Origin of the sequence: Amycolatopsis pithecellobii (genome assembly GCF_009707865.1) — a bacterium.
GTDB lineage: Bacteria > Actinomycetota > Actinomycetes > Mycobacteriales > Pseudonocardiaceae > Amycolatopsis_E > Amycolatopsis_E pithecellobii.
The window spans coordinates 1-19,356 of sequence record NZ_WMBA01000104.1 but is presented as its reverse complement, the minus strand read 5'-3'; the positions used below and the strand labels follow the sequence as shown (position 1 = coordinate 19,356).

Here is a 19,356-nt window from a genome sequence, read left to right as displayed (position 1 = left end):
CTCCCGCGCCGGGCGGAACAGGTTCACCGGGGTGCCGCCCGGTTCCGGGGTGGGGAGCGTTCCGTTGTGCGGTGGCGTTTCCACCGGGCGCGGCACCGGCTGGGCGCGCCGCGTCGGCTGACTCGGGTGGTCGCTGACCGGGCCCTGCTGCGGGGGCACCGGGACCGGCGGCGCGACGGGTTCGGGCTCGTCCGCCAGCGGCACCGGGGTCAGCAACTCGGAGCGAACCAGCACGATCGCGCGCGTGCCACCGTAGGCGGAATGCCGCAGCGTCACCGTGATCCCGTGCCGGGAAGCCAGCTGCGCCACCACGAACAGGCCGAGGCGGGGTTCCTGGGACAACGCCATCACGCTGAAATCCGGGGGATCGGCGAGCGTCGCGTTGAGCTCGTCGATCTGCTCGGGCTCCATGCCGACGCCCTGGTCCTCGATCTCCAGCACGACGCCGCGCCCGACCACGTCGCCCCACACCTCGACCCGCGACTGCGGCGGGGAGAACGACGTGGCATTGTCGATCAGCTCGGCGAGCAGGTGGATGAGGTCGGCGACGACCGGGCCGTCGACCGCGAGCCCGGGCATCCGGCCGACGTTGACCCTGGCGTAGTCCTCGGTTTCGGCGGTCGCGCCGCGGATGAGGTCGGCGAGAGCCACCGGGTTGCGCCACTGCCGGCCGGGCCGCTCACCGCCGAGGATGATCAGGTTCTCCGCGTTGCGGCGGGCGCGGGTGGACAGGTGGTCGAGCTTGAACAGCAGGTCGAGCTGGTCGGGGTCCTCCTGCTTGCGCTCGGCCTCGTCGAGGGCCTTGAGCTGCCGGTGCACCAGCACCTGGCTGCGGTGGGCGATGTTGAGGAACACCTTGTTGGTGCCCTCACGGGTTTTCGCCTCGTCGACGGCGGCCGCGACGGCGGTCTGCTGTGCGCGGTTGAACGCCTCGGCGACCTGGCCGATCTCGTCGTCACCGTGGTCGAGGAGCGCCATTTCCTGTTCGAGATCGACGTCCTCGCCGCCCCGGACCCGCTCGACCAGCGAGGGCAGCCGCTTGTCGGACATCTCCAGGGTGTCCTCGCGCAGCCGGTCGAGCCGGCGGACGAGCCGGCTGGACATGCGCCACGCGATGATCGTGACGATGACGGCCAGCACGATCGCCGCCGCACCCGCCGCGATCGCGGTGATCAGGTCCCGGTTACCGGTGTCGATCTCGATGTCGGTCGCGTTGGTGCTCTGCTGGATGTAGAGGTTCATCAGCGCACCGGCGACCTGCGTCGCGCTCGCCTGCCACTGCTGCGGGGTGACCCCCGGGGGCAGCGAGCGGTGGTTGCCGCCCAGGATCGACTGCTCGACGCCGGTCACCGTCGCCCAGACCGGGGTCGTCTTGAGCGCGTTGTACTGCTGCGCCACCGCGGGGATCATCTCGGGCACCGCGTTGTCGAACCCGGCGTGGTAGGCGCCGGCCATCCCGATGAACGCGGTGAACTCGTCGTCGGTCAGGCCGCCGTGCGCGATCCCGCCCGAGGCGAGCGCGATGCTGCGGGCCATCTGGTCGGCGGCCACGAACAGCGGCATCGCGGTGGCGCGCAGGTACGCCGTCTGCGCGTCCGGGGTCCGCTCGGCCACCCCGAGCAGGCCGTCGGTGTAGGTGTCGAGGATCCGGTTGTAGAAGGTGTACGCGTCCAGCAGCGAGACCCCGCCGGCGTCCACCTTGGACCGGAAGTCCGGCAGCTGCGCCAGTTGCGCGGCCGTCTGGTTGATGCTCGCCTGCACCCGCGGCGGCGCCTGGTCGTACAGCCCCGCCAGGTTCTGCGCCTGGCCCGCCCCGGTGGCATCGGTCTTGTGGCGGACCTCGGACAGTTGCGCCCGGACGGCGCCGCGGGTCGCCAGGTCGGTCAGCGTGAGCTGCCGTTCCTGTTGCAGAGAGGCGAAGAACTGCACGGCGATCGGGGCGGAGTTGTGCACCTTCGTGATGAAGGTGCGGGCCGCGATCGCGGTGTACAGCAGATATCCCGCCAGTGCGACGCCGGCCAGCAACAGCGCGATGCTGGGCACGAAGGCGATCGAGAGCACCCTCGTCCGGATCGAAGCACGTCGGTTACGTGTTCCGGAATTCTTCTTCAAGGCTCCTACAGGGCCTTCCCGCACTCGTTGTGACTGGCCAGGGCCCCCGCACCCAGTTCTTCACGTGCGCGGCCGAGCCGGCTGACTCGTCACAGCGCCTGCGCAGATTAATCTCGGCAGCAACCGTGAGTCAACTTCATGTTTTGGTTCATCCGAAGGAAGGTCTTGACAAGGCAAAACAACAATTTTCCAACTACCGGAAGTGGATGACCGTCGACCGACCGGAGCTGGAGTGTCCACAATGGACACTCCAGCTCTACGTATAACGACCTATACGGCGTGGTTCAGACCGGCACGCCTGGCTCGAAGCCGAACATGGTCCGCCCCATGGTTTCCAGGCGCGTGTCCATGGACAGCGTCGGATGCGCCGAAAGGGCCTGGACATCGCGGATTCCGCGCTGCAGCGGGTCACTAGTGCGGTGTGCGCTCGCCCCGCTGGCGTCGTGCACGAGCCGGAGGACCCGCTTGCTCTGGTCGACGGCCAGCGCGGTCATCGCGGTCATCCTGGCCCGGTCGGCGACGGTGGCGTTGTTGCGCAACGCCATCAGCTCGGTCGTCATCGAGCGGAGCAGTTGCTCCGCCTGGTTCGCCTCGAGCTCGGCGCGTGCCAGGCGCATCTGTGCCGCCGGGGTCTCGGCCAGCTTGGTCTTCGAGCCCAGGAACGACCGGTTACGAGCGCGCTCGGCGAACCCGCGGACCGCCGCGCGGGCCTGCCCGACCGCGGGCATCGATACGGCAAGCATGATCAACGGCTGCATCGGCGTCCGGTACAGCGGCAGGTCGTGCACCGCACCCGTGCCGTCGCTGATGGGCTGGACCAGGATGGCCTGCTCAGCGGGGATCACAGCGTCCTCGACGACGATCGTGTTGCTCCCCGTCGCGCGCATACCGTCGGTGAACCAATCGTCTTCGACGGTCACCTGATCCCGCCGCAGCGCGCACATGCGCAGTTGCACCGGGCCGCTGTCCGAGGGCACCAGCGTCATCAGGATGACCCAGTCGTCGGCGTGTTCGATGCCGGTGCCGAACTGCCAGCGGCCCGAGACGCGGAATCCACCGTCGACCTCGACCGACTTCCCGGTCGGCGCGACGACGGCCGGCGCCAGCACATGCGACGTCGAGGCGTAGAGCTTTTCCTGGAAGCTCATCGGGAACTGGCAGAACATCCAGTTGTGCTCGATGTAGAAGAACGTCAGCCACGCCATCGCCGCGTCGCCTTCGGCCAGTGCGAGCCCGACCTCGAGAAACGTGTCGGCGTCGAGCCCGAGGCCGCCGTGGACCTCCGGGACCATCAGGTCGAAGATCCGCGCCTCGCGTAGCGCTCTGATCACGGCGTCCGGCGCGCGGCGCAGGCGCTCGCCCTCGGGCGCATGCTCGGCGAGCAACGGGGCGAGCCGTCGCGCCTCGGCGATCAGCTCGGCCCCGGACACCGGCGCCTTCCGTGCTGTGGTCATGTCCACCTCGTCTCTGAGTACCCATCAGAACGAAACTCGACGGTACTCATATGTCGCATCGAGCACCAGATCTGCTCACGATAAAGTTCGTAAAAACGAAACGCATCGTTACTCAACTGCTCTGTCGGGGGAGCGGTGCGAACGGTTACGCTGCGGTGATGACGCGAGGAAACGACGTGGCGCCGGCCCGCAGGCCCACCAGGAGTGAGGCACGCGAGGAAGTGATCCTCGGGGTCGCCTTCGAGCTGCTCGCGGAACGGGGCTACGAGGGCGTCACCATGACGCTGATCGCCGAACGCGCCCGCGCCTCGAAAGCGACGATCTACCGGAAGTGGCCGGACAAGCCCTCGCTCATCTCGGCGGCGATCGCACGGCGTTCCGAGCTCGACTCGCCGACCTGGGAGGACGACACCGGGTCGCTGCGCGGCGACCTCGTCGCCGCGGTCAACAGCATGGTGCGGCTCACCGTGGGCGCCTGGGGTTCGCAGCTGCTCGGGCTGCTCGAAGCCCTGCGCAGCGACCCGTCACTGCGCGACAAGGTCCGCGGCCAGATCGCGGAGACGACCATCACGGCCGACCGGATGATCTTCGCGCGCGCCCGTGCCCGCGGCGAGAAGATCCGCGCCGCGGGCACGACCTACGTGTTCGAAGTGGCGCTGGCCTCGGTGTTCACCAGGACCCTGCTCGACGGCAGGCGCCCGGACGAGGCGTATCTGACCGAGCTGGTCGACAACGTCCTGTTGCCGCTGGCGCTCGAGCCCTGATCAGAAGGCGTTGACCGTCACCGTCAGGACTTCCGGGTCGCCGGCGAAGACCGAGCCGCTGAAATCCGGGCCGGGGGTGACGTCGTCGTACGGGAACGCGTAGCCGCGGTTGTCGGGCAGCCTGCTGTGCACGATCCGCGCGTAGTGATTGGTCTGGGCGTTGCGGTAGAACTGCGCCGGGTCCTCGCCGTCAGGCTGGTTGGCGTTGGCCAGCAACGTGGTCCGGTTCAGCGCCGCGGCCAGCCGCGGGATGATCGCCTTGCGGGCGAGGCTCGCACCCGCGGTGATCGCGAACGGGCCGCTGTCGCAACTCCACACGTCGGCGGTTGTGGGCTTGGTGAAGCTTTCACCGTTGTCGAACGTCAGCGAGCCGCCCGAGACGGTGCCGGTGAACACGCCCAGACCCGGGTTCTGCGAGTCGATCCGCAGCTGCTGCCCGGAGTACTTCTGCCACACCTGGTCGAGGTAGCCGTCGAGGTACCCGGCGAACTGATCTGCCTTGTGGTGCGCGGAAAGCACGCGCAGCACCCGGCCGTTCGAGGTCTGGGCCAGCTGGCCCCAGTTCGAACCCTGCGCGGACAGCTCGCTCGCGACCGCGGCCGCGGAGCCCGATGGCAGTCCTGGCACGGACTTGCTGCCCGAGGACGTCGTCGACAGCGCGATGCCCAGCGGCAGCGCGACGAAGTCGACGTAGCTGATGTTCGCGAACAGCTGGGTGTCGTTGAAGGTGAACTCCGCGAACGACCACTGCCGGCCGAAGTTCGGGTCGGAGGTGTTGAGGAAGCTCGGATGCACGAGCGCCGGTCCGGGGTTGAGGAAGAAGTCCAGCTTCGAGTCCGTGACCAGGTAGATCCGCGCGCCGGCCATGCGCGGCACGCTGACCTGGCGTCCGGAGCCGACCGGGATCGCGCAGTCGACCGGCAGCGGGGTCAGTGTGCCCGAGGGGGAGGACGGGTAGTAGGGCGAGCCGTCGGCGGCCAGCAGCACGAGCCGGTTGTCCGGGGTGGTGCCGGTGACGTAGGCGTAGACGGTGCCGGAGCCGGAGTTGTTGACCAGGCTGAGGGTGAAGGTGGCCGGCGTGGCGGCGGCGGTGACGAAACCGGGCCAGGCGGGTGCGGTGAGCGCGGCGGCGGAAAGGCCCAGGAAGGCGCGGCGGGAAAGCACCGGATTTCCTCCTTCGGTCGAATGTGTACCGACCCTAAGGAGTGTGCTGGGTCACAGACAACCAACGAACGTCGGTTGTCTGTACCTTTCCAACAAAGGTCCAGACAACTGGGGGAAGGTCAGATCATGCCCTCGCGCAAGGCATGCGCCACCGCGTGCGTCCGGTTCCGCAGCCCCAGCCGCGACAGCAGGTTGTGCAGGATGTTCTTCACGGTGCGCTCGGAGTAGGTCATCCTCGACGCGATCTCCGCGGTATCCAGACCATCCGCGAGCAGTCGCAGAACGTCGGCCTCCCGCCGGGACAGCCCGCTCAGCGTCAGATCGCGCGGGGCCAGCACGTCGTGGTGCAGCCGGGACAACCCCTGCAGCATCGACCCGAGCTGATCCGGCGGCACGTCACCGCGGCCGGCATGCGCGTCGGTGATCGCCTGGAGCAGCCGGGCCGTGGACGCGTCGGCACGGGGCACGAGGACGGCGAGCCCGTTTTCGACAGCGGTCCACAGCTCGGCCGGCCGCGCTTCGTCGGCCACCAGCACGAGCTTCGCCCCGGTCCCGGTCGACAGCAGATTCGCCAGTTCCGGTCCTGGGTCGGCGACAGCGACCACGACCTCGGGTTCGATGTCCTCGCGGGGATCGATCAGCTGCACCGACGGCTTGTCCCGGAGCTCGGCGACGATGCCCGTCCGGACGAAGTGGTCGGCCGCGACCACCATGACCCGGATCGCGGCCCGGCGCGGCGTGACGGCATGAAGCTTCGGCCTGCCGTCGTCCCGGCCTGCGCCTTCCGCCCATGCGATACGCGATGACATAAGTCAAGCAAACCGGATCTCGGGTGCGGGGAGGAGGTAGAACTACCGGCAGGTTTCGCCACATGCAATCCTGCCGGTTCAATAGGCGGTGGTGAATGACGTGAACGACAACGGACAAGCCCAGGACGCGTCGGCGTTCGGGCGTCTGCTGCTGCGCCACCGCAGGGCCGCCGGCCTCACCCAGGCGGACCTGGCGGCGGCCTCCGGGGTGAGTGTCCGCGCCCTGCGTGACCTGGAGCGGGGCCGCGCGCAGGCGGCACAGCGGCGCTCGGCCGCCGCGCTCGCCGACGCGATGGGCCTGACCGGGCAGGACCACGCGCGGTTTCTCGCCGCGGCCCGCGAAGGCCGCCGCCGCGCCGCGAAACTGGTCGTGGAGGAGGAGCTCTCGTGCCGGCTGCCGCCCGCGGTGCGGCACCTGCTGGGCCGCGACGAGGAGCTGCGGCAGGTGCGCGAGGCCGCGGCCGCCGACTCCCCGAGCGGGGTGGTGCTGTCGATCATCGGCCATCCGGGGATCGGCAAGACGACGCTCGCGGTGGCCGCCGCGCACGCGCTCACCGACCGGTTCCCGGACGGCGCGTTCGCGGTCGATCTGCGCGGGATGGACGACCAGCCGGTCAGCTCGCGGGCCGCGCTAGAACAGTTGCTGCGCGCCCTCGGCGTCCCGGCGCGGCAGGTCCCGCCCTCGGCGGTCGAGCAGCAGCACCTGTTCCGCTCGCTGCTGACCGGCCGGCGCGTACTGGTCCTGCTCGACAACGCCGCCGACGAAGCCCAGGTGCGCCCGCTGCTCGCGGCGAGCCCCGGCTGTCTGACGCTGATCACCTGCCGCCGGGCGCTCGCCGGGCTGGAGATCGGCCGCTGGATCTGGCTGGAGCCGCTGGAGCCCGCCGGTGCGACGGAGCTGCTGGCCAGCATCGTCGGCGCCGAACGAGTGGCGGCCGAACCCGCGGCGGCCGCGGAACTCGTGTCGCTGTGCGGGAAGCTGCCGCTCGCGGTGCGCATTGCCGGTAACCGGCTGGCGACCCGGCCGCAGTGGTCCATCGCGTATCTGGCCGGCCAGCTGCGCGACGTCAGCACCAGGCTCAGCTCGCTGGCCGCGGGGGACCTGCAGGTGCGCTCGGCGTTCGAGCTGTCCTACCGCAAGCTGTCCCCGGCGGCGCGACTGGTGTTCCGCCGTCTCGCGGTGATCCCGGGCAGTGACTTCGCCGCGGATCTGGCCGCGGTCGCCGCGAACCGCACCGAAGACGACGTCCAGGTGTATCTGGACGAGCTGGTGGACGCCAACTTGGTGCAGGCCGCGCTGGCTCCTGGCCGTTACCGGTTCCACGACCTGCTGCGGATCTTCGCCGAGGAATGCCTTGCCGCCGAAGAGGAACCGGCGGAGCGGGAGGCGCTGACCAGCGCCACGCTGAGCCATCTGCTACGCACCGCGTCGGCCGCCGCGCGGGTGTTCTTCCCCGACGTGCGCACCCCCGAACCGTTCGGCTCCCGCCGCGAAGCCGGCTCGTGGCTGGACACGGAGGCGTCGAACTGGCTGGCGGCTCACCGCATCGCCGCGCGGACCGGCCGCCACCGCGAAGTACTCGAGCTGGCCCGGTCGATGCAGTGGTACTCCGGCGGGCGCACGCAGCAACGGCCGTGGCACGAGATCTTCACCCTTGGCCTTGCCGCGGCCAGGTCGCTGGGCAGCCGCACGGACGAAGCCGTGCTGCTCGATCTGGTCGGCTGGGCCTGGTATTTCTGCCTCGGCGACAACGAGTCCGGGCTGGCCGCGCACCAGGAGGCGCTGCTGGTCGCCGAACAGATCGGGGACCGGGCCGAGCAGGCGTGGGCGCTCGGGTATGTCGCGTCGGTGCTGGTGCGGCTCGGCCGGCACGGTGAAGCGCTCCTGCACGCCCGCCGTGCCGTGGGATTGGCGCGGGAACTGGATTTCTGGCTCGGCCAGGGCATGATCCGCAACACCCTCGGCGGGATCCTGCGGGCACACGGGCGGCTCGACGAGGCACTGGCCGTGCACCGCGCGGTGCTCGCGGATGTCGAATCCCGTTACGACGAAGCGAATCCCGAAGCGCGCCGGTTCTTCCAGGCCTCGACGTTGCTGAGCATCGGGCTGGATTTCAACGAGGCCCGGCGCTGGCAGCGGGCGGCCGCCACGTTCCGCGAAGCTCGCGCGCTGTTCCGGCAGGGCGGTTTCCTGTTGGAGGAGGCACAGGCGGCGCTCAACGAGGGCCGTGCCCGGCGCGAAGTCGGCCAGCACGCGTTCGCCGGGGTATGCCTGCAGCTGGCGCTCACCGCGTTCACCGGCGTTCAGCTGCGCTGGCCACGCGCCTGCACACTGGCGGAGCTGGCCATGCTGGGGGCGGCCACCGGCGACCCCGAGCAGGCGGGTGCGTACCGGGACCAAGCGCTCGCGCTGTGTCGCGACCTCGGCACGGACGAAGCGCGAGCCCTGGCTGCCCGGCTGTCTTCCACGTTGTCCACAGTGGACTGACCGCGATCAGGCCTTGACCGGCATCGAGGTCCCGGGCAGCGTCGCTTCGATATCGGAGGCGACGGCTTCGAGCAGTTCCTCGGTGAGGTCACTGAACGCCCGCGCCATCGCCAGTTCGGCGGCGATCCCGGGCAGGTGCATGCCGCGTGGCCCGCCCTGGACCAGCCCGATGCCGTGAAACGCGGTACCGCCGGCAGCGGTCAGCCGGACCTTGGCGCGGGTGCTGTCACCGTTTTCGTCGAGTGCGATCTCCATCGTCCATTCATGCGCTCGTGACATGACCCTCCTCTTCCGTCATGTCCAGCCTGCTGACCCCGGCAGGCCCGGCGTAGAGGCAAAAGGCCCTAGTTCACGGGACGGAAATCTCCGATAGTCCACAGTGGATCACTCGCGGTTGTCGTGCAGTTTCGTGGCCAGGACGGCGGCTTGCGTGCGACGTTCGAGACCGAGTTTGGTCAGCAGCCGGGATACGTAGTTCTTGACGGTCTTCTCGGCGAGGAACATGCGCTCGGCGATCTGACGGTTGGTCAGGCCCTCGCCGATGAGGTCGAGCAAGGTGCGTTCCCGTGCGCTCAACGTCGCCAGCGGCCCGGAGTGGGCGGAATCGGCGCGCAGCTTCGCCATCAGTGTCGCGGCGGCGCGGTTGTCCAGCAGGGACCGGCCCAGGCCGACCTCACGGACGGCGGCGACCAGGTGCAGGCCCTGGATGTCCTTGATGACGTAGCCGCCGGCGCCGGCGAGGATGGCGTTGAGCATGGCCTCCTCGTCGGTGTAGGAGGTCAGCATCAGCACGTTCAGCTCGGGCAGCCGTGACCGCAGGTCACGGCACAGTTCGATGCCGTTGCCGTCGGGCAGGCGCACGTCGAGCACGGCCACGTCGGGTTTGACCGCGGGGATCCGGGCCAGGGCCTGTGCCGCGGTCGGGGCCTCGCCCACGACGGTCAGTTCGGGGTCCGCTTCGAGCAGGTCGGCCACACCACGGCGGACCACCTCGTGGTCGTCGACCAGGAATACCTTGATCACGGTCCGCCCCTCTCGCTGCTACCGCTCAGGCTAGAGCTTCCCCCGGCAGGGCGAAACGTTTCCGCGGACGGTGATCACCGCAGAGGACTTTGTGCTCTTTATCCGGCTGCGGGCGCGGACGAAAATGCGGTCGTGCCGACCCTCGGATCCGACTTCCCGATGAAGCCCGTGCGGTTCCACGAGCTGACCCGTGACGAGTCGCTGCGACGGCTGGCGAGTGTCCGGGTGGGCCGGATCGTGTTCACCCACCAGGCCCTGCCCGCCATCCGGCCGGTGCACCATGTCGTCGACGCCGGGCAGGTGATCATCCATGGTCACCCCGGCGCGCCGCTGCTGTCCGCATTGGACACGGTCGTCGCCTACGAGGCCGACGGCATCGGGGCGGACGACACCATCGGCTGGAGCGTCGTGGTGACCGGGGTGGCGCGCAAGATCGCCGCCGGCGAGGTGCCCGAGCGCTACCAGGACCCGTGGGATGACGACGAGGCGAGCTACCTGATCCGGATCCGTCCCGAGCTGGTCAGCGGGTTCGGCCTGCCCGGGTGACCAGGGCCGAAAGACCCCGCAGGTTCGGGACGCCTGGCTCTGCCGGGGCACCTGCGCCGGGCACAAGGCTGGGAACCGCACACCAGTACGGGGAGCCTGATCATGACCGCCTTTTCCACGAAGACCGTGGACCTCATCCAGCCGGCACTCGAGGCCGCGGTACGGGCACCGTCACCGCACAACACGCAGCCGTGGCGGTTCGAGGTGACCAGTGACCGGATCGACGTCCTGCTCGACCGCGAGCGGGTACTGCCGGTCGCCGACCCCGAGGGCCGCGAAGCGCGCCTTTCCTGCGGGGCGGCCATTCTGAACCTCCAGCTCGCGCTGCGGGCCGCGGGCCGCGCGTCGGCGGTGCACCTGCTGCCCGACCGTCGCCGTCCCGCCCACCTGGCCATCGTGTGGCTGCAGGGTCCGTGCGAGGTCACCCCGGAGGATCAGGCGTTCGCCAGGGCGATCAGATTCCGGCGCAGCAACCGGCGGCCGTTCACCGACCGGCCGGTGCCCGCCTGGATCCGGCAGACGCTGGTGCGGGCGGCGAGCCTGGAGGGCGCCACGCTGACCCTGCTGGAGCATCCCGCTGTCCTGGACGGCCTCGCGAACCTGTTGCGGCACGCGGAACACCTGCAGCACGAGGACCCCGCGTTCCAGGCGGAGTTGCGGCGCTGGACCACCGACGGCGGCCGTCGCGACGGGGTGCCGATGTCGGCGGGCGGTCCGCGTCCGGCGCCGGGCAACCTGCTCGCCCTGCGCGCGTACCCGGGCAGCAGCGGGCGGCCGCAACGGGAGTTCGAGCGCGAACCGCTGGTCACGGTGCTCAGCTCGTTCACCGACACGCCGCTGGCGCAGCTGCGCACCGGGCAGGCGTTGCAGCGGGTGCTGCTCACCGGCACCACCGCGGGGGTCAGCGCGTCGTTCCTGTCGCAGCCGGTCGAGATCCCGTCGACGCGGGACACGCTGCGTGAACTCCTTGGTGGACAGGCATATCCGCAGGCCGTGCTGCGCTTCGGCTACGGCTTCGCCGCGGCGGCGACCCCGCGCCGCAAGCCGGCGGTCGTCGCGCGCTGAGGCCTACCAGACGTCGCCGTCGCGCCAGTCGCAGGTCAGCGGGGCGTCGAGGACCAGGGGAGCGGCACCCGGCAGGACGTGGATGGCGCCGTCGTCGTCGGGGGTCGGGCGGATCCCGGCCGGGGTGAGCGCAGACGACGGGCCGCGCCACGGCAGCCAGCCACGGGAACGGTAGAACGCCGCGCCGTCGTCGGTCGCGCCGAGCGCACCGAGGTCGTATGCGGCGCGGATGACACGTTCCAGCTCGGCCATCATCGCCGCGCCGAAGCCCTGCCGCTGCCGCGCCGGCCGCACGCCGACCCCTTCGACGTAGCCGGTGCGCAACGCCCGGCCACCATGCAGGAGCCGCCGCTGCACGACCGACGCATGCCCCACCAGCTGCGGCCCGTCCCACGCGAGCGCGTGCAGCCCGCCCAGCGCGTGTTCCCAGTCGGCGTCGGTCATGTCGTCGAAGACCTCGAACAACAGCGCCCGTGCGGACGCCAGCTCGGGCCCGGTCAGCTCGGCGGTGTGCCGCACGCGGATCACGAGTTCTGTTTCCTCAGCGGCGGAGCCGCTTGCTGTGGGCCGCCAGCTTGCACCGCCACCCGCACCGCCACGCAAGTCCTTTCACCACTCTCACTAGAATCTCCGGTGGCGTTTTGCCAGATAGACCGCCGCTTCGGTACGGCGCTCGAAGCCCAGTTTGTGCAGCAGGGACGACACGTAGTTCTTCACGGTTTTCTCCGCCAGGAAGAGCTCTTTCGCGATCTGGCGGTTGGTCAGGCCCGCCGCGATCAGCTCCAGCACGCGCCGTTCCTGCGGGCTGAGCGACTCGTACTGCGTGTCGCCGGCGCGCATCCGGTTCGTCACCGACGCCGTGAGTTCCGGGTCGAGCAGCGAACCGCCCGCCGCGGCGGTACGGACCGCTTCGACGATGTTCATCCCCGACACCTGCTTGAGCAGGTAACCTGCCGCGCCGGCCATGATCGCGCCGAACAGCGCCTCATCGTCCGAATAGGACGTCAGCATCAGGCATGCGGGCGGGGGCTCGACCAGCGCCCGGATATCGCGGCACACGGAGACGCCTTCGCCGTCGGGAAGCCGCACGTCCAGGATCGCCACGTCCGGCCGCGCGGCCGGGACCAGGGCCAGTGCCTGGGCCGCCGTGCCCGCCTCGCCGATCACCGCCAGGTCGGGCTCCGAGTCCAGCAGTGTCCGCAGACCCGCCCGCACGACCTCGTGGTCGTCGAGGAGGAACACCGAGATCGTCATCCGCTCAGCACCGCCGTCCACGCCAGTTTCGTGCCGCCCTCGGCCCGCGGCTCGACGATGAGCGCGCCGTGCCAGCGTTCCGCGCGCCGCCGCACCGCGTCCAGCCCGTCCGCCCGCACCGATTCTGCCGGAAACCCGACCCCGTCGTCGACCACCGTCAGCGACAGGTGGCGGCCATCGCGATCGACGTCCACCTCAATCGAGACCGACCCGGCGCCGGCATGCCGCGCCACATTGGACAGCGCTTCGCGGATCGTGGCCAGCAGGTCGCCCCGCACGGGCCCGGTCACGGCGGCGTCCAGCGGGCCGTCGAAACTGACCCGCGGTTCGAAGCCCAGCAGCCTCGTGCTGTCCTGCGCCATCCGCAGCAGATCCGAGCGGACCCCGCCGTGCGGTTCCGCCGGTTCCTGCAAGGAAAAGATGCTGTTGCGCACGTCGCGGATCGTGCGGTCGAGATCGCGGACGAACCCGGTCAGCTGCGTGGCCACCTCGGGCTTGGTGGCGAGCCTGCCCAGACCTTCGAGGCCGAGCCCGATCGCGAACAGCCGCTGGATCACCAGATCGTGCAGGTCACGCGCGATCCGGTCGCGTTCCTCGAACACCACCAGCCGGCGCCGGTCCTCCGCGGCACGCGCGAACTCGATGGCCAGCGCGGCATGTGCGGCGAAATCGCGGACCAGCTCGACTTCGGCTTCGCTGAACGGATCCCGGTCGCGGAACCTGACCACGAGCAGCACGCCAAGAGTTTCCGTGCCGACGATCAGGGGGACCGCGATCGCGGAGTCCAGATGCTTGATCGTCTCCGGGATGTCCAGGCCGGAATTGGCCTGCTGGACCGCGGCATGCCCGCCGTACTGGCTCACCACCACGGGCTTGCCCGAGGTGTAGGCGACACCGGAGGCGGTGCCTTCCTTCGGCACGATCGCGCCGAGTAGCCGCTTGTATTCGGGAAACGGCGACGCGATCACCTCGAACACCAGGGTGTCGGGGTCGGTGTCGCTGGGCAGCGCGACCGCGCCACCGGACGCGTCCGCCACGACCCGGGCGCGGTCGGCGATCGTGTGCAGGGTCGTGGTGCTGTCCTGGCCGTTGAGCAGCGCGAACGTCACCTCGTGGGACGCGTCCCGCCAGCGTTCACGCCGCAGCGCGCGCTCGTGGCGGTCGGCGTTGCCGATCCCGATGCCGGCCGCCGCGGCGAGGGTCTCCAGCTGTTCACGGTCCCAGTCGGTGAAGTCGCCGCCCGTCACACACAGGCGGCCGTACTCACCGCCGTCCAGGTGAACGGGGACGGCCAGCGTGCCGGGACCGGCAGGCAGTTCGTCCGGACCGGCGTAGGGGCGCGAGTCGCCGGCCTCGACCACCTTGCCGAGCCTGTTGCCGGGCAGCACCTCGGCGAGCACCCCGTAGCGCGCGCAGGTGAGCTCACGGGCGGAATCGACGGTGTGGCGCAACACGTCGGGCAGGAGCAGCTGACCCGCTACCCCCACGACCGCGTCCAACAACGCCCGCGCGCCGGCTTCCGTCAACTGGATCTCCCCTGCCGAAGGTCCAGTAGATTACCTCGTCACCCGCCGCCCGGAAACGACTTCGATCGGGATCCGGACGCACCGCAGGTCGCCATGCAGGTCGCCCCACGACAGGTCCGGCAGCCGCGACGGCAGGTCGCAGTCCGTCGCCGCGTCCGCCCGGCCGAGTACGGACACCCACCAGCCGGTCTCCAGTACGGCGTCGAACTCGTCCGCCTCGAACGCCACGACTCCGTCACGGGCGGCGCCGAACAGATCCGTCTGTGCGCGCGCGGGAAACCACAGCGCACCGCGCCGGCAGAGGAACTTGACCGGTTCCACCGCGGGCAGGCCGCGGGTCGTGAACACGATGCGGCCGACCGCAGCGGTGGCGAGCAGGGCGAGGCACTCGTCCCGGTCCAGGATTTCGAGGCCAGACTGGTCGAGCATCGCGGTCGTTCCTTTTGCCGTGCAGTGGGGAAATTGCGGGGAAATTCGGCCCTCACCATGCGCCGCCGTGCCTGGTCACCGATAGGGCCGTTCGGCCCGGTGCTTTTCCACGGGATGCGGGCCCGGCACGATGCCCGATCGCGGGAGCATCATGGAGGAAAGCCCCTGGGGCAGAGGGAGCCGCTATGTACCCGCTGCATGAGCTCGAGCCACTGATGTGGCCGTTCATCGTGTTGCTGTGGCTCGTCGTGTCGATGTCCTCGCGCGCGGCGTTGCACCGGCGATGGCGCGCGCAGCCGGCGCCACATCCGGCTGGGGTGCGGACCGTCCCGCCCCCGCAGCCCAGGTCCGTGCGGTCGCGCTGGGACGAGGCATGCGAGCGGTATGCCAAGGTCGCGCAGGAGTACGGCGGGTACGAGTCCGATCCGTTGCAGGTGCTCAAGCTGCCCGCGCTCGCGGACCCGGCGGTGCCGTCCACGGGCCGGTTCATCGACGCCTTCCACGAGGCGATGGCCCTGCACACCGAGGAGTTCCCGCCGGAGCCGATGGCGCGCAAGTTCATCGACGCCGCCCGTACCGCGGAAAGGGCGTGGGCGGCGGCGCATGAGGCGGCGGAGAAACTGCGTGCGTCGCGGTTCACCACGGAGGAACGCGCGCTGATCGCGCAGGGCATCAAACTGCTCGAGCTCGCGCAAGGCGGGGCGACCCCGGCGGAGCAGGAGGCCGCGCTCGCCGCGGCGCGCGGGGTGCTCGCGAAACTGGAACGCAGCGCCGGTACCCGTCTCGACTGGCGGGTGCCGCGTGCGGCGCGGCAGGTCATCGATGGCGGTGCGGCTGGACTGCCACCGGGTCCGGGGTGAGCCGATGGTAGGAAGGCGTGGTGTGCACCATCGAAACCGCGGCCGATGAAGCCGTCACGCTGACCAGTGACCTGATCCGCATCGACACCACCAACACCGGCGATCCGGAGACCCTGGTGGGGGAGCGGGCCGCCGCGGAGTTCGTGGCGGAGAAGCTCACCGAAGTCGGTTACGAGATCGAATATGTCGAGTCCGGCGGGAAAAACCGGCACAACGTGATCGCCCGGCTGCCCGGGGCGGATTCGTCGCGTGGGGCCCTGCTGGTGCACGGGCATCTCGACGTGGTGCCGGCGGATCCTTCGGAATGGTCGGTGCACCCGTTCTCGGGCGCGGTTCAGGACGGGTACGTCTGGGGCCGGGGCGCGGTCGACATGAAGGACATGGTCGGCATGACACTCGCGCTGGCTCGGCACTACAAACGTGAAGGCATCGTCCCGCCACGCGACATGATCTTCGCGTTCCTGGCCGACGAGGAAGCCGGCGGCAAGTTCGGCGCGCAGTGGCTGGTGGAGAACCGGCCGGACCTGTTCGAGGGCGCGACCGAGGCGGTCAGCGAGGTCGGCGGGTTCTCGATCACGTTGAAAGACGATGTGCGGGCGTACGTCATCGAGACGGCGGAGAAAGGTATCCGCTGGATGAAACTGCGGGTGCGGGGCACCGCAGGGCACGGCTCGATGATCCACCACGACAATGCGGTCACGAAACTCTCGGCAGCCGTTGCCCGGCTGGGTAACCACCGGTTCCCGCTCGTGCTGACCGACTCGGTCCGTGAATTCCTCGCCGGCGTCACCGAAATCACCGGCTGGGATTTCCCGGAAAACGATATCGAAGGCTCGGTCGCGAAACTGGGCAACATTTCCCGCATGATCGGTGCGACCCTGCGCGACACCGCGAACCCCACCATGCTGACGGCCGGCTACAAAACGAATGTGATCCCCTCGATCGCCGAGGCAACCGTCGACTGCCGCATCCTGCCGGGCCGGTTGGATGCGTTCAACAGTGAACTGGACGAAATCCTCGGCCCCGACATCGAAAAGGAGTGGATCGAACTCCCCCCGGTGGAAACAACCTTCGACGGCGCACTGGTCGACGCCATGACGGCGGCGATCGTCGCGGAAGACCCGGCCGCCCGCACCCTGCCGTACATGCTCTCCGGCGGAACGGACGCGAAATCGTTCCAGTCGCTGGGAATCCGCAACTTCGGCTTCGCGCCACTGAAGTTGCCGGCAGACCTGGACTTCTCCGGCCTGTTCCACGGCGTCGACGAACGAGTACCGGTAGCAGCACTGAAATTCGGCACAAAGGTCCTCGACAGGTTTTTCCGCGCGGCGTAACGCAAGCCCCAGACCGACCTTGTCAAGGTGTGGTCCCGTTGGGCCAGTCATCCCGGAGCCAGTTGCGGAGGCTTCGTGTTGGTCCAGGGGTGGGAGCGGGCGGTGGGTCCCCCCGGCGGCTTTTGTTGCACGGCGGCGGTTTTCTGGGGCGGGCGCCAGCAGCTGGCTGGGCCGGCCGAAGGCGGACGAGGCCTACCCAGCCCCGCCGTTACGAGGCCAGGTATCCGACGTCAGCCGGCTTGCGTTTGCGGCGTAGCCAGACTCTGCGGCTTCCGTCGGAGTACAGCCGCACCGTGGACAGTTCCCAGCCGGCGAATTCCGCGTGGATGGACAGCTGGGTCGCGGCGGCTCGCCGGGACAAGCCCGGCGGTAACTGTAGCCGCCGGTATTCCCAGTCTGCGTCGACCACCGCCTCGGGTGTGTTGGTCATGGTTGAATCACCTGGATTCCTTCTCCCGTCGCCGATCCGACGTAGACCTTCCCGGTCTGTTCGTCGACCGTCACCGAGTTCGGCTGGCGCACGGTGGGGAACCGGTACTTCTCGACCGGCTCGCCACCACGCACATCGAAACCCACGACCTCATTGAGCCCCGTCAGCGTCACCCACGCCAGGTTCCGCGAAGCGTCGTAGGCAATTCCATAAACCCCGCCCGGCACCGGATACAGCTGCCGCAGCAGGAACGGGTCCGTGGAGAACGCCAGGAGCGCCCCGCCACGCGAGTCGGTCACCAGCACGCGGCCGAACGAATCGGCGACCGCGTTCGTCGCGCCGTCACCCGCCCGCAAACCCTCGCCGACCGTGCCGCCATCCACATCGACCAGGAACACCGCCGTCCGCAGCCGGTCCAGCACCACGGTCCCGGCTCCACTGTGCACGACCTCGTCCGCGCTGTAGAGCCCGCCGGCAGCCGATTTCACCAGTTTGCCGTCCTGATACACGTCCACCGCCTTGCGGTCCCGCACCGCGACCAGCGTCCGCGCCCCATCCGCGATCGCACCCGCCGGCTGACCCGGCACCCCCAGCTCCGACACCGCACCGGCCACGGAAATACTCGCGACCTGACCCTTGCCGGGGATACTCGCCAGCAACCGGTCACCCGCCACGCTCAGCTGCTCCACCACACCGGCCACGTCCACGCGCACCGGCGCGGCAGCCGGATCGGCCAGCTTGTACAGCAGCACGGCAGGCGGCTCGTCGACCGCGACCGCCAGCACCCGGCTCGCCGGATCCGCCGCCATCGCCGTCACGTGACCGGCCGGCAGCACCGTGCCGGCGGGCGGCGCGGCGGGCGTGGGGGACAGCGCGGCCGTCGCGGCGACCGGGTTCGCGACGATCTGCAGCGCGTCGTCGCCCTTCCCGGTGTCCGAAGCGCAGGCGCTCACCAGCAGCGTGCACGCCACCGGCAACGCCACCGCCATCGTGGACCTCCGCACCCGACCTCCGGATTTCCCGACCGGACCCAGCATGCTCCACAATGCCCGCCACGTCACGTGTGTGTCACCTGCTTGTCATTTGGGCCACCGCTCCGGGTAACCGAACTGGATCGCGCTGACATCGTCGAGCGCGGCCTTGATGGCGCTCGGCAGCACGATTTCCTCCGCCGCGAGCGAACCGGTGAGCTGCCCGGTGTCCCGCGCGCCGACCACCGGCGCGACGACCCCGGGCTGGTCCCGGACCCAGGCCAGCGCGACCGCCAGCGGCGACGTGCCGAGACCGTCCGCCGCGGTCGCGACGGCCTCCACGATCCGCGCCGCCCGCTCCGTGCGGTGCTGCTCGACGTAACCGGCGTAGGCGGCGGACGCGCCGCGCGAGTCGGCGGGTGTGCCCGTGCGGTACTTACCGGTCAGCACGCCCCGGCCCAGCGGAGCCCACGGCAGCAGCCCGACCCCGTGATAGCCCGCCGCCGGCACCACCTCACGCTCGATCCGGCGTTCGACCAGCGAATATTCCGCCTGCGCCGACACCAGGCACGTACTTTCCGAGGCGGCGGTCGCCAGCTGCCAGCCCGAATAGTTCGAGACCCCGGCGTAGCGGACTTTGCCCGAAGTGATCGCGTACTCGACCGCCGACAGCGTCTCGGTCAGCGGTACGGTGCCGTCCCACGAGTGCAGCTGCCACAGATCGATGTGGTCGACACCGAGCCGCCGCAGTGAACCGTCCAGTGCCGACAACAGTGCGCCCCGTGACGCGCCGCCGCCGAACGGGCCGTCGCCGCGCCGGGCCACCGCCTTCGTCGCGAGCACCACGTCGTCACGCGGGATGAGCTCGGTGAGCAGGGCACCCAGGATCCGCTCGCACTCACCGTCGGCGTAGACGTCCGCGGTGTCCACCAGCGTGCCCCCGGCGTCGACGAACGCGACCAGCTGGCTCGCCGCCTCGTCGGGGTCGGTTTCGCGGCCCCAGCTCATGGTGCCCAGCGCCATCCTGGACACGCGGAGTCCCGACCTGCCCAGTTGTCGCTTCTGCATGCCACAGAGAGTAACTGCCCCGCAAAGCGGGTCCGTTGAGGGTGGTGGTGGGGGAGTGG

Annotated in this window: 19 protein-coding genes; 6 read left to right on the top strand and 13 right to left on the bottom strand. The window is 69.9% G+C overall.

From position 1 onward, the window contains the following. Together GKO32_RS36545 and GKO32_RS36540 are read right to left on the bottom strand one after the other, a co-directional pair. A partial coding sequence (locus GKO32_RS36545; RefSeq protein ID WP_312869214.1) for a sensor histidine kinase occupies positions 1–2,061 on the bottom strand: 2,061 nt, incomplete at its 3' end. Positions 2,062–2,396: 335 nt separating this feature from the next. After that, positions 2,397–3,566: an acyl-CoA dehydrogenase family protein gene (locus GKO32_RS36540; RefSeq protein ID WP_154761482.1), complete on the bottom strand. Its 1,170-nt coding sequence runs from the start codon at positions 3,564–3,566 to the stop codon at positions 2,397–2,399. A 158-nt stretch (positions 3,567–3,724) separates the two neighbouring features. Between GKO32_RS36540 and GKO32_RS36535 the strand changes: the two genes are divergently transcribed. Next, the gene (locus tag GKO32_RS36535; RefSeq protein WP_166459844.1) at positions 3,725–4,330 is read left to right on the top strand and encodes a TetR/AcrR family transcriptional regulator; all 606 of its coding nucleotides are present in this window, start codon (positions 3,725–3,727) and stop codon (positions 4,328–4,330) included. Here the strand turns inward: GKO32_RS36535 and GKO32_RS36530 are convergent, their stop codons facing one another. Then, positions 4,331–5,494, bottom strand: a complete 1,164-nt coding sequence (locus GKO32_RS36530; RefSeq protein ID WP_312869212.1) for a glycoside hydrolase family 64 protein — start codon at positions 5,492–5,494, stop codon at positions 4,331–4,333. Between the two features lie 119 nt (positions 5,495–5,613). After that, positions 5,614–6,303: a helix-turn-helix transcriptional regulator gene (locus tag GKO32_RS36525; RefSeq protein ID WP_154761480.1), complete on the bottom strand. Its 690-nt coding sequence runs from the start codon at positions 6,301–6,303 to the stop codon at positions 5,614–5,616. Positions 6,304–6,403: 100 nt separating this feature from the next. Between GKO32_RS36525 and GKO32_RS36520 the strand changes: the two genes are divergently transcribed. Further along, positions 6,404–8,791, top strand: a complete 2,388-nt coding sequence (locus GKO32_RS36520) for an ATP-binding protein (protein ID WP_312869211.1) — start codon at positions 6,404–6,406, stop codon at positions 8,789–8,791. Between the two features lie 6 nt (positions 8,792–8,797). Here the strand turns inward: GKO32_RS36520 and GKO32_RS36515 are convergent, their stop codons facing one another. Further along, on the bottom strand, positions 8,798–9,070 hold the full coding sequence (locus GKO32_RS36515; protein WP_154761479.1) for a dsRBD fold-containing protein: 273 nt from the start codon (positions 9,068–9,070) through the stop codon (positions 8,798–8,800). Between the two features lie 105 nt (positions 9,071–9,175). After that, entirely contained in the window at positions 9,176–9,814 is a 639-nt protein-coding gene (locus tag GKO32_RS36510) for a response regulator (protein WP_312869210.1), read from the bottom strand. A 132-nt stretch (positions 9,815–9,946) separates the two neighbouring features. Here GKO32_RS36510 and GKO32_RS36505 point away from each other — a divergent pair, with 132 nt between their 5' ends. Beyond that, entirely contained in the window at positions 9,947–10,360 is a 414-nt protein-coding gene (locus GKO32_RS36505; protein WP_312869209.1) for a pyridoxamine 5'-phosphate oxidase family protein, read from the top strand. 102 nt (positions 10,361–10,462) lie between these two features. Next, positions 10,463–11,425 (top strand): Acg family FMN-binding oxidoreductase, encoded by a 963-nt coding sequence (locus GKO32_RS36500; RefSeq protein WP_154761478.1) that lies wholly within the window; start codon positions 10,463–10,465, stop codon positions 11,423–11,425. Between the two features lie 3 nt (positions 11,426–11,428). On the opposite strand, the gene GKO32_RS36495 is transcribed toward GKO32_RS36500, so the two are convergent. From GKO32_RS36495 to GKO32_RS36480, 4 genes are all read right to left on the bottom strand, one after another. After that, positions 11,429–11,953, bottom strand: coding sequence for a GNAT family N-acetyltransferase (locus tag GKO32_RS36495; RefSeq protein ID WP_312869208.1), 525 nt, complete (start codon positions 11,951–11,953; stop codon positions 11,429–11,431). Positions 11,954–12,046: 93 nt separating this feature from the next. Further along, a complete protein-coding gene (locus GKO32_RS36490) occupies positions 12,047–12,679 on the bottom strand; it encodes a response regulator (protein WP_154761485.1) in 633 nt (210 codons plus the stop codon). Beyond that, the gene (locus GKO32_RS36485) at positions 12,676–14,205 is read right to left on the bottom strand and encodes a GAF domain-containing sensor histidine kinase (RefSeq protein WP_154761477.1); all 1,530 of its coding nucleotides are present in this window, start codon (positions 14,203–14,205) and stop codon (positions 12,676–12,678) included. Before GKO32_RS36485 ends, GKO32_RS36490 begins: the two co-directional genes overlap by 4 nt. A 30-nt stretch (positions 14,206–14,235) precedes the next feature. Then, positions 14,236–14,634: a pyridoxamine 5'-phosphate oxidase family protein gene (locus GKO32_RS36480; protein ID WP_154761476.1), complete on the bottom strand. Its 399-nt coding sequence runs from the start codon at positions 14,632–14,634 to the stop codon at positions 14,236–14,238. A 185-nt stretch (positions 14,635–14,819) separates the two neighbouring features. Between GKO32_RS36480 and GKO32_RS36475 the strand changes: the two genes are divergently transcribed. Together GKO32_RS36475 and GKO32_RS36470 are read left to right on the top strand one after the other, a co-directional pair. Further along, complete coding sequence (locus GKO32_RS36475; RefSeq protein ID WP_154761475.1) at positions 14,820–15,494, top strand: hypothetical protein; 675 nt, start codon at positions 14,820–14,822, stop codon at positions 15,492–15,494. A gap of 20 nt (positions 15,495–15,514) precedes the next feature. Next, positions 15,515–16,828 (top strand): M20/M25/M40 family metallo-hydrolase, encoded by a 1,314-nt coding sequence (locus GKO32_RS36470; protein WP_312869207.1) that lies wholly within the window; start codon positions 15,515–15,517, stop codon positions 16,826–16,828. Positions 16,829–17,036: 208 nt separating this feature from the next. Here the strand turns inward: GKO32_RS36470 and GKO32_RS36465 are convergent, their stop codons facing one another. The 3 genes from GKO32_RS36465 to GKO32_RS36455 form a co-directional block, all read right to left on the bottom strand. Next, positions 17,037–17,258, bottom strand: a complete 222-nt coding sequence (locus GKO32_RS36465; protein ID WP_154761474.1) for a DUF5703 family protein — start codon at positions 17,256–17,258, stop codon at positions 17,037–17,039. Then, a complete protein-coding gene (locus GKO32_RS36460) occupies positions 17,255–18,247 on the bottom strand; it encodes a hypothetical protein (protein ID WP_154761473.1) in 993 nt (330 codons plus the stop codon). Before GKO32_RS36460 ends, GKO32_RS36465 begins: the two co-directional genes overlap by 4 nt. 90 nt (positions 18,248–18,337) lie before the next feature. Beyond that, on the bottom strand, positions 18,338–19,297 hold the full coding sequence (locus GKO32_RS36455; RefSeq protein ID WP_154761472.1) for an aldo/keto reductase: 960 nt from the start codon (positions 19,295–19,297) through the stop codon (positions 18,338–18,340). Positions 19,298–19,356: the final 59 nt, after the last annotated feature.